The sequence below is a fragment of the Parabacteroides sp. Y3-G-102 genome, from assembly GCF_023656845.1.
Lineage (GTDB): Bacteria > Bacteroidota > Bacteroidia > Bacteroidales > Tannerellaceae > Parabacteroides > Parabacteroides distasonis.
Map to the genome: position 1 here is coordinate 1 of NZ_JAMOKU010000077.1, position 13,987 is coordinate 13,987.

9 protein-coding genes, 1 tRNA gene, 1 other RNA gene and 1 pseudogene are annotated in these 13,987 nt (G+C 48.7%); 4 read left to right on the top strand and 8 right to left on the bottom strand.

The window, feature by feature from the left end; genetic code table 11:
* Window positions 1-957: 957 nt before the first annotated feature.
* The 4 genes from NBH16_RS22600 to NBH16_RS22615 form a co-directional block, all read right to left on the bottom strand.
* A complete protein-coding gene (locus NBH16_RS22600) occupies window positions 958-2,535 on the bottom strand; it encodes a sulfatase family protein (protein ID WP_154397467.1) in 1,578 nt (525 codons plus the stop codon).
* Window positions 2,536-2,652: 117 nt separating this feature from the next.
* Window positions 2,653-4,125 (bottom strand): glycoside hydrolase family 125 protein, encoded by a 1,473-nt coding sequence (locus NBH16_RS22605; RefSeq protein WP_008773993.1) that lies wholly within the window; start codon window positions 4,123-4,125, stop codon window positions 2,653-2,655.
* Between the two features lie 108 nt (window positions 4,126-4,233).
* Window positions 4,234-5,094 (bottom strand): sigma-70 family RNA polymerase sigma factor, encoded by an 861-nt coding sequence (locus NBH16_RS22610; protein WP_005641668.1) that lies wholly within the window; start codon window positions 5,092-5,094, stop codon window positions 4,234-4,236.
* Window positions 5,095-5,233: 139 nt separating this feature from the next.
* Window positions 5,234-6,757 carry a Do family serine endopeptidase gene (locus NBH16_RS22615; protein WP_005866098.1) on the bottom strand — a complete coding sequence of 508 codons (1,524 nt, stop codon included), beginning with the start codon at window positions 6,755-6,757 and terminating at the stop codon, window positions 5,234-5,236.
* A 406-nt stretch (window positions 6,758-7,163) separates the two neighbouring features.
* Here NBH16_RS22615 and rnpB point away from each other — a divergent pair.
* The 3 genes from rnpB (at window position 7,164) to NBH16_RS22630 (ending at window position 10,299) form a co-directional block, all read left to right on the top strand.
* An RNA gene (rnpB, locus tag NBH16_RS22620) (RNase P RNA component class A) lies at window positions 7,164-7,518 on the top strand.
* A 29-nt stretch (window positions 7,519-7,547) separates the two neighbouring features.
* Window positions 7,548-8,918 carry a YihY/virulence factor BrkB family protein gene (locus NBH16_RS22625; protein ID WP_036612322.1) on the top strand — a complete coding sequence of 457 codons (1,371 nt, stop codon included), beginning with the start codon at window positions 7,548-7,550 and terminating at the stop codon, window positions 8,916-8,918.
* Window positions 8,919-8,943: 25 nt separating this feature from the next.
* Window positions 8,944-10,299 (top strand): MATE family efflux transporter, encoded by a 1,356-nt coding sequence (locus tag NBH16_RS22630; protein ID WP_250789094.1) that lies wholly within the window; start codon window positions 8,944-8,946, stop codon window positions 10,297-10,299.
* Window positions 10,300-10,396: 97 nt separating this feature from the next.
* On the opposite strand, the gene NBH16_RS22635 is transcribed toward NBH16_RS22630, so the two are convergent.
* From NBH16_RS22635 to NBH16_RS22650, 4 genes are all read right to left on the bottom strand, one after another.
* Window positions 10,397-10,468: transfer RNA gene (locus NBH16_RS22635), tRNA-Met, on the bottom strand.
* A gap of 146 nt (window positions 10,469-10,614) precedes the next feature.
* The gene (locus NBH16_RS22640; protein WP_005862009.1) at window positions 10,615-10,932 is read right to left on the bottom strand and encodes a chaperone modulator CbpM; all 318 of its coding nucleotides are present in this window, start codon (window positions 10,930-10,932) and stop codon (window positions 10,615-10,617) included.
* Between the two features lie 13 nt (window positions 10,933-10,945).
* Window positions 10,946-11,860: a DnaJ C-terminal domain-containing protein gene (locus NBH16_RS22645; RefSeq protein ID WP_250789095.1), complete on the bottom strand. Its 915-nt coding sequence runs from the start codon at window positions 11,858-11,860 to the stop codon at window positions 10,946-10,948.
* A gap of 202 nt (window positions 11,861-12,062) precedes the next feature.
* Window positions 12,063-12,665, bottom strand: a complete 603-nt coding sequence (locus NBH16_RS22650) for a riboflavin synthase (RefSeq protein ID WP_005862004.1) — start codon at window positions 12,663-12,665, stop codon at window positions 12,063-12,065.
* 376 nt (window positions 12,666-13,041) lie between these two features.
* Here NBH16_RS22650 and NBH16_RS22655 point away from each other — a divergent pair.
* Window positions 13,042-13,887, top strand: a pseudogene (locus NBH16_RS22655) (linear amide C-N hydrolase); the annotation flags it as partial.
* Between the last annotated feature and the right edge of the window lie 100 nt (window positions 13,888-13,987).

Here is a 13,987-nt window from a genome sequence, read left to right on the forward strand (position 1 = left end):
ACTTGCATGTGTTAAGCCTGTCGCTAGCGTTCATCCTGAGCCAGGATCAAACTCTTCGTTGTTTAAATTGTTTTATTATCCTCGCTCCGGAATCCGTTATTGTAGTCCAAAGTCATACTTCTTGACGGTATCAATCCGGAAAATTTCTTTTCCTAATACTTGTACTACTTGTTGAATTATGTAAATCTATCAAAGAACTCTTTTGTCGCTTTCGTTTTGCGAACGTGGATGCAAAGATAAGTGTTTTTCTTTTAAACTTCCAAATTATTTCAGAACTTTTTTCAAGAAAAATTTGTTTCATTATTTCGGTATCGCCGTTCTCTCTCGAATGCGGGTGCAAAAGTAACGCTATAAAACATAACCTCCAAACATTTTCGGCATTATTTTTCAAGTTTTTTCTCATGGCTCAACAATCCTTACTTTTAATGTACGCACACGATAAAGGCACATATATTTATCTGTACTGATGTTGACAATATCTGGATGGGCATGGAAATAGGTTTCAAGTTTCAAGGTTTCACGAACCCCTTTTCCTCACACACGCACAAGTACATATAATACAGTTCCTCATGATCGCTCCGTCCGCCTCGGGTAAAAACATCATGTCGTGGCTACGCAAGTTCTTCGAGGCTATCCATCCCGCATAACAAACATAAAGGGATTTATTTGAAACCTATATAATGTACGCATCGTGTGTGTGAAGAAAAAGGTTTCATGAAACCTTGAAACTTGAAACCTGCCTATAGTCATTTTTTAATTCGATACACGCATAAGCAAAGAAGAGCCATACGATAGACTTAATTCCTTCGAGCCAATGACTTAAATCAAAGAGCGCAAAGAGCTAAGTCATCAAGCGCAAAGACTCAACTTCTCATCCCCCAAGTTCCAAGTCCTTTATGCACCTTAATCCACAACTAATTAAAAAATCTGATAACAGAACACGAATGTCCGCTCTCATCAGTCCGACACATTGAAGCGTATTCCCACGGGGTCATCATATTGTTTTTGCAGCTTATAAAGCTCGTCTCGCATGCGCTTCGTCACTGCCTCGTAACTGGGCTTACCGTAAAGGTTATTCATCTCGTGGGGATCTTCTTGGAGGTCGTAAAGCTCCCATACGTCGATGTCGTTGTAGAAATGGATCAATTTATAACGATCGTCACGTACGCCGTAATGACGCTTCACGGAATGCTCGGCGGGATACTCGTAGTAATGATAGTAAAGGGAGTTACGCCAGTTCTCCGGCCGCTCGCCTTTCAGCAAGGGAAGCAAGGACTCGCCTTGGATGTCGGCTGGGATGGGGGCTCCGGCCAGTTCCAAAAAAGTGGGGGCGTAATCAATATTCTGCACGAGCTGCGGGATATCACCCTTCTTGCCACCCGGCAGACGCATCAGCAACGGGGTGCGGAAGGATTCCTCATACATGAAGCGCTTGTCGAACCAGCCATGCTCGCCCATGTAGAAGCCTTGGTCGGAGGTGTAGACGATCAACGTGTTATCCAGCAAATCGTTCTTCTCCAGATAATCGAGCACGATACCGATGTTCCGATCCACGGAATGGATCACCCGAAGGTAATCGTGCATATAACGCTGGTATTTCCACTCAGCCAGCTCCTTACCCGTGCGTTTCTTCGCCTTGAAGTCTTGGATGATCGGATCGTAATAGGCGTCCCAAGCGGCTTTCTGGTCCGGATTCATGCGGTTATAAAGCTCACGGCCGTACTTCTCCAGATCGGCGTTGGAGGAATGGATCTCGTTCTCCTTATCGGCCATTTTCAAGTCGTATACGATATCCATATCCTTGATGATGCTCATCTCCTGCTCCGAGGCGGCGATGCGGCCGGCGTAATCGTCGTAGAAGTTCTCGGGCAGCGGGAAGGTCACATCATCGTAAAGACGCAGGTCGCAGGTATCGGGCATCCAAGTACGGTGCGGGGCCTTATGGTGCAGCAGGAGGCAGAAAGGCTTGCTCTTGTCTCGTTTATTGTCCAGCCAATCAAGAGCCAGATCGGTCGTGATGTTCGTGGCGTACCCTTCGATCTGACGCTTCTCGCCGTTATCGATGAAGATGGGGTTATAGTAATCGCCTTGGCCTACGAGGATGTTCCAGTAATCGAAACCGGTGGGATCGGAGGTGAGGTGCCATTTGCCGATCATGGCGGTTTGGTAGCCAGCTTTACGCAATAGCTTCGGGAAGGTCTGCTGCGAGCCGTCGAAGGTATGGGCGTTATCGATGAAGCCGTTCTTGTGGCTGTGCTTGCCGGTCAGCATGCAGGCACGGCTGGGGCCACTGATGGAGTTGGCTACGAAGCTATTGGTGAAACGTACGCCCTCATTTGCGATGCGGTCGATGTTGGGGGTTTGGATGTATCGCTTGTCGTAGGCGCTGATGGTTTGGAAGGAGTGATCGTCCGTCATGATGTAAAGGATATTCATGGGCTTGGCGGGCTGCCCGGACGTATTCTCTTTTTGGCTACAGGAGGTGGAGGCTATCGCCGCCAGACCTGTCAGAATGAATAGTTTATTTGTTTTCATGTATTCCGCTTAGATTTATGTTGTTTTGATTGATTTTGCCTAAATACACTCAGTTACAGACTTGTAGAGACAGGGCATGTCCCGTCTCTACAATTGGTGATATTAACCTTGGTGGTATTAGCCGAGGAGGTCTTTCAGCTTGCCTTCGGATTGCAGCTTCACGATCAACTCGCCAAACAGAGTATTCGTCCAAGCGAACCACGAGCGGGTGTAATCGGAAGGATTGTCCTTATGGAAAGACTCGTGCATGAAGCCCGTGCCTCCGTCCGTATCACGAAGCGTCTCTATGCAATACCGGATCTCCTTCTCGTCGTTGGAAGTCGTAGCACGCATGATCAAGCTCATCGGCCAGATATAGTTGAAACCGATATGCGGACCGCCGATGCCCTCGCCGGCCTTTCCCTTGAAGAAGTAAGGGTTGGAAGGGCTCAGCACCAAGCGACGGGTATTCTGGTAAACCGGGTCGTTCACGTCCACACAACCCAAGAACGGCAAAGCCAGCAAGCTCGGTACGTTAGCGTCGTCCATGAAAACACGGCTGCCGTAACCATCCACCTCGAAGGCGTATACCTTACCGAATTCCGGATGCTCCACGATAGCGTATTTCTTCACGGCCTCCTCTACCTCACCCGCCAACGCCTCGCAACGGCCGGCCAAGTCCGTGTTATTTCTTACGACACGAAGAATCTCAGCCACCTGGCGAAGCGAGGTGATAGCGAACAAGTTAGATGGTACCAAGAAGCCGAACAGCGTAGCGTCGTCGGAAGGACGGAAAGAAGAGACGATTAGGCCCACCGGGTTCACCGGGCTACCCCAACCATCGTTCAAGAGGGTATCACCTTGGCGGTCCGTCACACGGGAGAAACGGTACGGCCCGAGGCTATCCTTGCGCTGTTGCTCACGGAAGGTACGGTAAACGGCCTCCATTGCCTGCTCCCATTTGCTGTCGAATACGGAGGTATCGCCAATCTCTTTCCAATAATGATACGCCAAGCGGATCGGGTAGCAAAGCGAGTCGATCTCCCATTTACGCTCGTGAAGCTCTTTCTTCATCTCCGTGCGGTCGCTCTCCCACTCGCTCCCGGTAGGGCCTTCGTTGAAGCCGTTAGCGTAGGGATCGATCAGGATGCAGGCGGTCTGGCGATTGATAGCTCCGACCAGCATTTGCCGCAAGTCCTTATCCTTCTTCGCCAAGGTGACGAAGGGGTAAACCTGCGCCGAGGAGTCACGCAACCACATGGCGTGAATATCTCCGGTGATCACGAACGTATCCGGCTTGCCGTCTACCATCTTGAACTCACAGGTCGTGTCCAAGGTATTCGGGTAGCAGTTCTCGAACATCCAAGCCAGCTTCGGGTCCTTGATACGGGCCTTGGAAGCCTTCAGTTGCTCCTCTACCGCCTTGGAGGTAAACTTACGGGCCTCGGGAGCCGGGCGCTTGCTGGCGTAATCGCCGGTCACCTTAGAGGCGATCGTGCTAAAACTCTTTTTATTGTCGGGCGTACTCACGGCGGAGTATACCTTCTCGCCAACCAACAGGCCGGCCAAGGAAATAGATCCTGTTTTCAGGAAATTACGTCTTGTAGTCATTTATATAGTTTTTATGGTATTATATTCCAGTGGCAAAGTTAAGAAAAAAAATAAAGGCTCCCAATCCTTTTCGGACCGGAGCCTTCGCCAACTCAATAATTCCTTAAATTAGCCTAAATACGATTTTAGAAGCTTGCTACGAGTTCCTTGTCTTAATCTTCTGATTGCTTTTTCCTTGATCTGGCGGACACGCTCTCTAGTGAGGCCAAATTTGTCGCCAATCTCTTCCAATGTCATTTCCTGACAGCCAATACCGAAAAACATCTTGATTATCTCACATTCTCTTTCGGTCAGTGTAGCAAGCGCTCTATCAATTTCCTTAGCCAATGACTCGTTCATTAACGACCGGTCCGCAATAGGAGCGTCATCGTTCACAAGCACATCCAAAAGGCTGTTGTCTTCGCCTTCCACGAACGGGGCATCCACGGAAATATGACGTCCGGACACCTTCAAGGTATCGGAAATCTTATCCACCGGGATATCCAACTCATCAGCAAGTTCCTCTGGAGACGGTCTGCGCTCGTTTTCCTGCTCGAACTTGGAGAAGGCCTTGCTGATCTTGTTCAGCGAGCCTACTTGGTTCAACGGAAGACGCACGATTCTTGACTGCTCTGCCAAAGCTTGCAGAATAGATTGGCGAATCCACCATACAGCATAGGAAATAAACTTGAAACCTCTCGTCTCATCGAATTTCTCGGCAGCCTTGATCAAGCCTAAGTTACCCTCATTAATAAGGTCGGGCAAACTCAAACCTTGGTTCTGATATTGCTTAGCCACAGAAACGACGAAACGGAGATTCGCACGGGTCAATTTCTCTAACGCCCTACGGTCTCCTCTTTTGATAGCCTGTGCCAATTCCACTTCCTCTTCTACCGTGATAAGATCTTCTCGACCAATCTCTTGAAGATATTTATCCAGCGAAGCGCTTTCGCGGTTGGTAATGGACTTTGTGATCTTTAATTGTCTCATTCAATTTGTTTAATTGAGAATACGGGGTGCAAAGATAACCATTTTTGTTGAAAGAATTGGCTGGATGCACCCCACATCCAGCCAATTAAAAACCTTTAACAATCTTTTCACACCTATAAGACTACAGTCCTTGTTTATCTTATTCGGCAAGATCTATCGCATAGTACTTCGTACGTCCGTTCGGGTAGAAGCCTTTAATGAAGAGGCCTTGATCTTCCGTACGTCCTTGAAGTATGCTTTCCACAATCTTTTCCAAGTCTTCCGGAGCAGAGATCTTCTGGTTGTTTACAATCATGATAATGAAGCCTTTCTTTATACCGGCGTCTTTCAGTTTGCCGCTGGTCAGACCGGTGACCTCGATACCATAACTTACACCTAACTTACGTTTCTGCTCGTCGTTCAAAGCCTTGAACGCTGCGCCCATAACCTCTGCGCTGTCACCACCCTTCACGACCTTGGTGCTACCTTGCGCATTACGGAGTTCTACCGTGAATTTCTTCGTGCTACCGTTGCGGTTGATCGTCAACTCTACCTTGTCGCCCGGACGGTATTTGCTGATCTGCTCTTGCAAAGCGCTAGACGATTTGATCTTCACGCCGTTCACAGCTACAATCACGTCACCCTTCTCGATTCCGGCTTCCTTAGCGGAGCTGCGCTCGGCGAAACCACCTACGTAAGCGCCCTCGAATACTTTCACTTTCTCTTTCTCAGCGTCCGGCACGTATTGCGGGTCTTGTATCAATACGCCTAATACAGCACGCTGCACGGTTCCGAATTGCTTCAAGTCGTTAGCCACCTTTCCGGCGATGCTGATAGGCACGGCGAAAGAGTATCCGGCGAAGTTACCGGTCTCGGAGTAGATAGCGGTATTGATACCGACTAACTCGCCTTTCGTGTTCACTAGCGCCCCACCACTGTTACCCGGGTTCACGGCGGCGTCTGTCTGTATAAACGACTCGATCTTGCTACGATCCTTGCCACCGGCGCCGATGTTACCACGGCTCTTAGCGCTCACGATACCTGCCGTAACGGTAGAGGTCAAGTTAAACGGGTTACCTACCGCCAACACCCACTCACCTACTTTCAACTTCTCAGAATCACCAAAGGGGATCGTAGGTAAGTCGGTTGCCTCGATCTTGATCAAGGCGATATCTGTTGTCGGATCAGCCCCTATAATCTTTGCCGGGAATTTCCGGTTATCGTTCAAGGTAACCTCCAGCTCATCGGCTCCGTCGATCACGTGGTTGTTCGTGATGATATAACCATCCGTAGAGATAATGACACCCGAGCCGGCGCCCACACGAGGTTGCTGTTGCGGACGTTGGAACCCTCCACGGCCACCGAAGCCGAAGAAATACTCGAACGGGTCCATATACTGCTGACCGCCGTCCCCGTTAGAGGCTTGCGCGTTAGCCGTGGCCTTGATATGGACAACCCCGTGGATGGCGCTCTCGGCGGCCGTAGTGAAATCGATATTCTCGGCGGCCACGGTTCCATAATTCGTCAATCGGTACGGTTGCTTGAAGGTATTCTCAACTCCGGAGGCCAACTCCACCGGACGTTGATTCTTATTCATCAGGTAAGTACTCGTTCCGATCGCGGCACCAGAACTAATGGCTGCTATCAGAGCAACACCAAGCACATTCTTCCAGATATTTTTCATACTTTTCTTATTTAATTAAACACTTAAATTTAACAGTTTCTTTACGGCAAAGAAAACTCAAAAATTGTGCGGATATTCCATTTCCATCGTATTTTTTATCACTTTTAACGAGGCATCACAGGGGCTTAACCGCACTTAACAGTACTGTGTATTGCAAAGTACCTTTTTAACAATTAAACAGCAGACGAATTGACAGTTGACATGCGATAACTGACAGTCGGCAATCGATAAATGACAGTCGGTTACTGGCAATCTAGAATCCCTGTTCGTATAAAAAACACCCAGGAGACAGAATATGTTTACGGCTGAAAAAGAAAATGTTATCCTATCTCTCCTATGCGTCTCCAAAATAATTGTCAACCGCCGACCGCCAACTGTCAACTAAAATACCTATCTTTGTCCTATCGCAGTCTGCCGGTCTGTCGCTCACCTTCGGGTGTGAGGAAAGTCCGGGCAACACAGAGCACCATACTTCTTAACGGGAAGCTGTCCGTGAGGGTAGAGTAACGTAACAGAGAATAACCGCCGGACTCGTCCGGTAAGGGTGAAAAGGTGAGGTAAGAGCTCACCGGGTCCCGTAGCGATACGGGATGCCGTACGTCTTATGGGTTGTAAGGTCATGTATACCGGCGCATGTAGGATGGCTCGTCCGATGCCGGGGGGTAGACCGCTAAAGCTTACCGGCGACGGTAAGACAAGATAAATGGCAGGCGCCTCTTTCCAAAGAGGTACAGGACCCGGCTTATAGGCAGACTGCTTTTTTTATTTGCCAATTAAATCATGTGCCGATATGCCCAAAAACAAGCCACGGGAAGAAAAGAAACCTATTGGAGAACGGATCAGCGCATTATTAGCACGAACCATCCGTTTCGTTACCTACGACATTTGGCGGATTACCGAGAATGAAGTTAGTGGGCTGAAGGAGATTTATATCAATATCATCAAGACGGTCATACTCGCCGTGCGGGGTTTCCAGAGCGAGAACCTGCAAACCAAGGCGTCGGCGCTTACCTACAGTACCTTGTTATCTATCGTACCTTTGCTGGCCGTATTATTAGGTATAGCTAAGGGCTTCGGTTTCCAAGGGACGGTACGGCAGGAGTTGTTCGATTATTTCCCCGGGCACGAGATGGAGCTGAACAAGGCGTTCGAGTTCGTGGAGAGCTATCTGGCGCAGGCGCAGGGGGGAGTGATCATCGGGGTCGGTTTGATTTTGTTGTTTTATACGGTGATCAACTTGATCTCGTCCGTAGAGGATACGTTCAACGATATCTGGCAGATCCAGAAATCCCGGCCGTGGTACCGGAAGATATCCGATTATCTGGCCTTATTCCTCGTGCTGCCGGTGCTGATGACGGCATCCAGCGGTTTGTCCATCTTCATGTCTACCTTGCAGAACTCGTTCTTGGGGCAATACTTATTTTTTACGCCGCTCATGGAGTTGTTCTTGCATATAGCGCCCTATATTATCACGACATTGGCTTTCACGGGGCTGTACGTCTCCCTGCCGAATACGAAAGTGAGGTTCGTGAACGGGTTGGTGGCAGGCTTTATCGCTGGTTGCGCCTTCCAGTTGTTCCAATTTATTTATATCAGCGGGCAGATTTGGGTGAGCAAGTACAACGCTATTTACGGTAGTTTCGCCGCACTGCCTTTGTTGTTGCTCTGGTTGCAGCTTTCTTGGTTGATTTGCTTGTTTGGCGCAGAGCTGTCGTACGCCTCCCAGAACGTGAAGAAATTCAGCTTTGAGAGGGACAGCAAAAGTATCAGCCGCCGGTACAAGGATTTCCTGACCCTACTGATCGCCTCGCTGATCATCAAACGATTCGTGAAAGGCGAGAAACCCTATACGGCCGACGAGCTATCCGACGCTTACCGCATCCCTATCCGCATAACGACACAGATCTTATACCTGCTCACGGAGTTGAACATCATCATCGAGGTGAATTACGGGAATGACGACCGTGTGGCATACTACCAGCCGGCGATCGATGTCAATAAGATCACGGTCAGCTACCTGCTGACCCGCATGGACGAGTATGGTTCCGAGAACTTCAAGATTGACACGAGCAAGCTTTTCAGCAAGGAATGGAAAGCCCTGCTGAAGACACGTGAGGATATGATAAAGGCAAACGACAATATCCTGCTGAAAGACCTATAGGGAATTGAAAATTGAGAATTGAGAATTGAAAATTAATACAGGAAATAGGGATTTGACGAGTGGGGCGGTATGGAAGGTGATCCTGCGTTTCGCTTTCCCTTTGCTGATCGGCAATCTGCTGCAACAACTTTATAACGTGACCGACAGCGTCATTGTCGGGCAGTTTCTAGGGAAAGAGTCGTTGGCGGCGGTATCGGCTTCCTTCTTCATCTATTACTTTATTATCTCGCTGGTGATCGGTATCGGGAGCGGTACGTCGGTGGTGATCTCGCAGTTTTTCGGGGCGAAAAAGTTCGATAAGGTGCAAAAAGCCTTCTCATCTTTCTTTATCTTCATGTTGGTCGCAGGGGTATTGCTGTCCATAGCGGGGATTATTTTTGCCGAGCCGATGTTCAGGCTGACGAACACGCCAGAGGACGTGATCCCGCAGGCGGTCGCTTATTTCAGGATTTATGTAGGGGGTACGTTCTTGTTCGTCACTTTCAATAGCATTATCTCCATATTGCGGGGTGTCGGGGAGTCCGTGCGCCCCATGCTGTTTATCCTGCTTACCACGATCTTGAATATCGCCTTGGATTTACTCTTCATTGTCGTTTTCAAATGGGGGATCGAAGGGGCGGCACGGGCTACGGTGATCGCCCAAGGGATCGGCATGTGCGTGGCCCTAGGCTACGTGAACAACACCCATCCCCTGCTCTCTATCAAGAAACAGGATTTATTGTTCGATATGGGACTGTTCAAGGAAGGGCTCCGCATCGGGCTTCCCTCCAGCGTACAGCAATGTGCCATCTCGCTCGGATTGATTGCCTTGCTGGGGATCGTGAACAGTTTCGGCACGGATACGCTCACCGCTTACGGGGCAGCGGGAAAGATCGACACGATCATCATCCAAGCGGTATTGACCCTCTCTGGGGCGCTAGCTGCTTTCTGCGGGCAAAACATCGGAGCTGGGCACTTGGACCGGGTACGTGACGGGGTACGATTCGCCATGCTTGTCAACCTATTGCTGGGTCTAGCAACCTTCACGGCCATCTATTTATTCGGGGACAAGATGATGCTGGCTTTCACCAAGGACCCGGAGGTGATCCGGATTGGCAAGGAATATTTATTGATCATGGGAGGATTCTTTGTCGTGCACGGCGGCTTGAACGTCTTCAACGGGGCATTACGGGGAGCTGGCGATACCCTGTTCCCGATGGCAGTAAGCATCACTTGTCTTTGGCTGATACGCATTCCCCTCGCCTATTGGTTTAGCTCTATCTGGGGACGGAGCGGTATCTGGTGGGCCATCGGCGCCAGCCTTTGCATCGGGCTTACAATCACCTATATCTATTATAAATTGGGATTCTGGAAGAACAAAGGGCCTTTACGGAAGAAATAAGCATAGCTTATTATTCGTTTCCGTCGGGGTCGCATCGCCCGATCGCTTGATTGAATAGAGAAAAAGTCCTCAAGTCAATGACTTGAAGACTTTTTAGTTGCGGAGGCAAGACTCGAACTTACGACCTTTGGGTTATGAGCCCAACGAGCTACCACTGCTCCACTCCGCGATATAGTCGCTATCATTTCCTGATTGCGAGTGCAAAGGTATATATTACATTCCAAACTTCCAAACATTTTCAAGAAATATTTTCAATTTGTTTGCATACGCCCTTCGCTATCGGGCAGTGAAGCCTTGTTTAGCAGCAATTTGACACTAGAAATTCTCGATCGTATCAAAACCGAATGGTTCATATAAATGCAGACGGTTTCTCAACGATTGTATCTCCGCCTGCAAATTCCGCATCCGGTCCAGCATATGATGAATGGCCTCGATTCCCTCGATGTTAATAGACAAGTCGTAATACATACGTGTGTATTGTTCCAGATCACGGAGCTGGGAAGAGAAGAGATACCTCTCTCCATCCGTGATATTAATGTCTATCAAACCTCCCTCTTCCAGCAAAATGATGAACGAAGGGTCTATATGGCATTTCTGGCAGTATTCACTGACAATAACTAAATCTGTTTGCATAATACACCTGTTTTTAATTTAGACTTTGTATTTCCCGGAACAATTCCTTCTGTTTCTCTGTCAAGTTGGTCGGCACCTCGATCGAGTACGTGACGATCAAGTCACCAAACTGCCCCTCCTTCTTGTAAACAGGGAATCCCTTACCTTTCAACCGGACTTTCGTATTGTTTTGCGTGCCCGGTTTTACTTTCAGTTTCACCTTGCTATCCAAGGTATCGATAATCTGCTCGCCACCCAAGACCGCCGTATAGAGGTTCAAGGGGACAGTCAGGTACAGATCGTCTCCCACCCGTTTGAAACGGCTGTCGTCCGGGATAATGAACGTGATGTACAAATCACCGGCAGGGCCTCCATTCATGCCCGGCTCGCCTTGGCCTTTCAGCTTAATGGTTTGCCCGTTGGCTACGCCGGCGGGAACCGTGATACGCAGGTTCTTGCCGTTCACGGTGATCACCTGCTTATGTGTCTTGGCCGCATCCATCAAGGATAAGTGCAATTCGGCCGTGTAATCCTGTCCACGGAACCCATGATTAGAACGGCCACCGCCCCCCCGGCGGGAACCAAACATAGACTCAAAGAAATCCGAGAACTCTCCATCATCGCCGGAGGAAGACCAATACGTACCTCCACCGTTCGAGAAGCCGCCGCCAAAGCCGCCACCTTGCTGGCCGTACTGCTTCCGTTGAGCCTCGAACTCATCCGCATGTTTCCAATTCTCCCCGTACTGGTCGTATTTCTTACGCTTTTCCGGATCGCTAAGCACCTCGTTCGCCTCATTGATCTCCTGAAACTTACGATGGGCGTCGGGATCGTTCGGATTCAAGTCAGGGTGATATTGCCGAGCCAACTTCTTATAGGCTTTCTTGATATCATCCTGAGAAGCGTCCTTGTTCACCCCCAAAATCTTGTAATAATCGATATAGGCCATAATCTGATATGTTTAGTCTATTTTTCTCATAATAATTATATAACAATAAACATACCAAGGATAGTTTTGGTTAGTGAAAATTTACTTAAAACGTTTTTAATCGTACACGCACGGAATTAAGATTGTCTGTAGATAGAAAAGGCTCTAGCCGGGATCATCAGATGCCGCTAAAGCCTTTTATGGATAGGAAATTCTTCGAACCTTATTTAAACTGCATCATCTTGCTAATATACTTCCCGACAATATCGAACTCTAGGTTCACTACCGTACCTTTCTCGATCTGGCAAAAGTTCGTGTTATCGTGCGTATAAGGGATGATAGCGACTTGGAAACTGTTTTGCTGGGAGTTGCATACCGTCAGGCTGACACCGTTCACGCAAACGGAGCCTTTCTCCACGGTCATATACCCCTGCCGGGCCATCTCCTTATCAAAAGCGTACTCGAACGTATAGTACCAGCTGCCGTCCGCCTCCTTCACCTCCGCACAAACGGCGGTCTGGTCCACGTGCCCCTGTACGATATGCCCGTCCAGACGGCCGTTCATCAACATGCTACGCTCCAAGTTCACCTTATCGCCCACTTTCAGGTTCCCGAGGTTCGAACGTTCCAAGGTCTCCTTGATAGCGGTAACCGTATACGTATCTTCCGTCATGCTTACCACCGTAAGGCAAACGCCGTTGTGAGCCACGCTCTGATCTATTTTCAGCTCATTCACGAATGAGCACTTCATCGTCAGATGAAGGTTTCCTTTATCGGATTGGAGGGCTACTACCTGAGCCGCTTCTTCTACAATACCTGAGAACATAATCAAATTGTTTTTAGTTTGTACTCCCAAAACTGTTATTTATTCATGGGCAAAGATAACGCCTTTAAGGTAATAAGCCCGATAAAAAGGATGTTATTAAATGTTTTTATCACAGTAGAAACCGCACTTATTTATCGTCCAAGGAGATCAAATCGTATCGTTGGCTTCCCATACCCAACGCTTCCGCATCCTCAACGATATGAAAGCCTAAAAATGAAATTGGGGCTACTCACACGGCTCCGTATCTCGTATATCATTCTAAACCATCCCTAAACATTCCTTAAAGCCACTTGTTTCATAAATAGATTATCCTAATAATATAGATCTTATGAAATCAAAGAATTTAACACTGGCCTCTCTTTTCGCCGGCTTGCTCATGTTCATGAACCCTACGGGAAGCGAGGCGTGTACAAGGGCCGTTTACCTCGGGCCGGACAATATGGTCGTAACCGGACGTACCATGGATTGGAAAGAGGACCCGCAATCCAACCTTTACCTCTTCCCCCGGGGCGTGCAAAGAAGGGGGGCGATATCCGATAATACCATCCAATGGACCTCGAAATACGGAAGCGTGGTGACCGCCGGGTATGATATCGGTACGTGCGACGGCATGAACGAGAAGGGACTTGTAGCCAACCTATTGTTCCTCACCGAGTCATCTTATTTCCGACCGGACGATAACCGCCCGGTTATGGGGCTTAGCATCTGGACGCAGTATGTACTCGATAATTTCGCCACGGTAGATGAGGCGGTTGCCGAGTTAAGCAAGGAGGTCTTCCGCATCGACGATCCGGATCTCCCGAACGGGGCGAAATCGACCTTGCATCTCTCGATCTCGGACGCTTCAGGAAATAGCGCTATCTTCGAATACCTGAACGGGAACTTGGTTATCCACGAGGGACGGGAATGCCAAGTCATGACGAATTCCCCTACATACGATAAGCAACTAACCTTAAACGATTACTGGCAACAGATAGGCGGCTTGGTCATGTTGCCGGGTACGAACCGAGCTTCCGATCGTTTCGTGCGTGCCTCTTTCTATATCCACGCCATCCCGCAGACAAGTAATTTCCGGGAAGCGGTAGCCGGGGTATTCAGCGTAATGCGTAACGTATCGGTACCTCTGGGAATCACGACCCCGGATCAACCGAATATCTCCTCTACCCGCTGGCGTACGGTAGCCGACCAGAAGAATAAGGTATACCTTAATTCCGCAACACTATTATAAAATATTTTTTTTAAGTACCTGAGCAACAAAAAGTTGCTCAGGATTTTGCCATGTCAGAGGATTCACTTAACTTAGTGTTGCAAAAAAATAATCA

What these genes read in the sequence shown, in the direction of transcription:
- NBH16_RS22600 (WP_154397467.1), bottom strand. Translation starts at nt 2,535, where the DNA reads ATGAAAACAAATAAACTATTCATTCTGACAGGTCTGGCGGCGATAGCC.
- NBH16_RS22605 (WP_008773993.1), bottom strand. Translation starts at nt 4,125, where the DNA reads ATGACTACAAGACGTAATTTCCTGAAAACAGGATCTATTTCCTTGGCC.
- NBH16_RS22610 (WP_005641668.1), bottom strand. Translation starts at nt 5,094, where the DNA reads ATGAGACAATTAAAGATCACAAAGTCCATTACCAACCGCGAAAGCGCT.
- NBH16_RS22615 (WP_005866098.1), bottom strand. Translation starts at nt 6,757, where the DNA reads ATGAAAAATATCTGGAAGAATGTGCTTGGTGTTGCTCTGATAGCAGCC.
- NBH16_RS22625 (WP_036612322.1), top strand. Translation starts at nt 7,548, where the DNA reads ATGCCCAAAAACAAGCCACGGGAAGAAAAGAAACCTATTGGAGAACGG.
- NBH16_RS22640 (WP_005862009.1), bottom strand. Translation starts at nt 10,932, where the DNA reads ATGCAAACAGATTTAGTTATTGTCAGTGAATACTGCCAGAAATGCCAT.
- NBH16_RS22645 (WP_250789095.1), bottom strand. Translation starts at nt 11,860, where the DNA reads ATGGCCTATATCGATTATTACAAGATTTTGGGGGTGAACAAGGACGCT.
- NBH16_RS22650 (WP_005862004.1), bottom strand. Translation starts at nt 12,665, where the DNA reads ATGTTCTCAGGTATTGTAGAAGAAGCGGCTCAGGTAGTAGCCCTCCAA.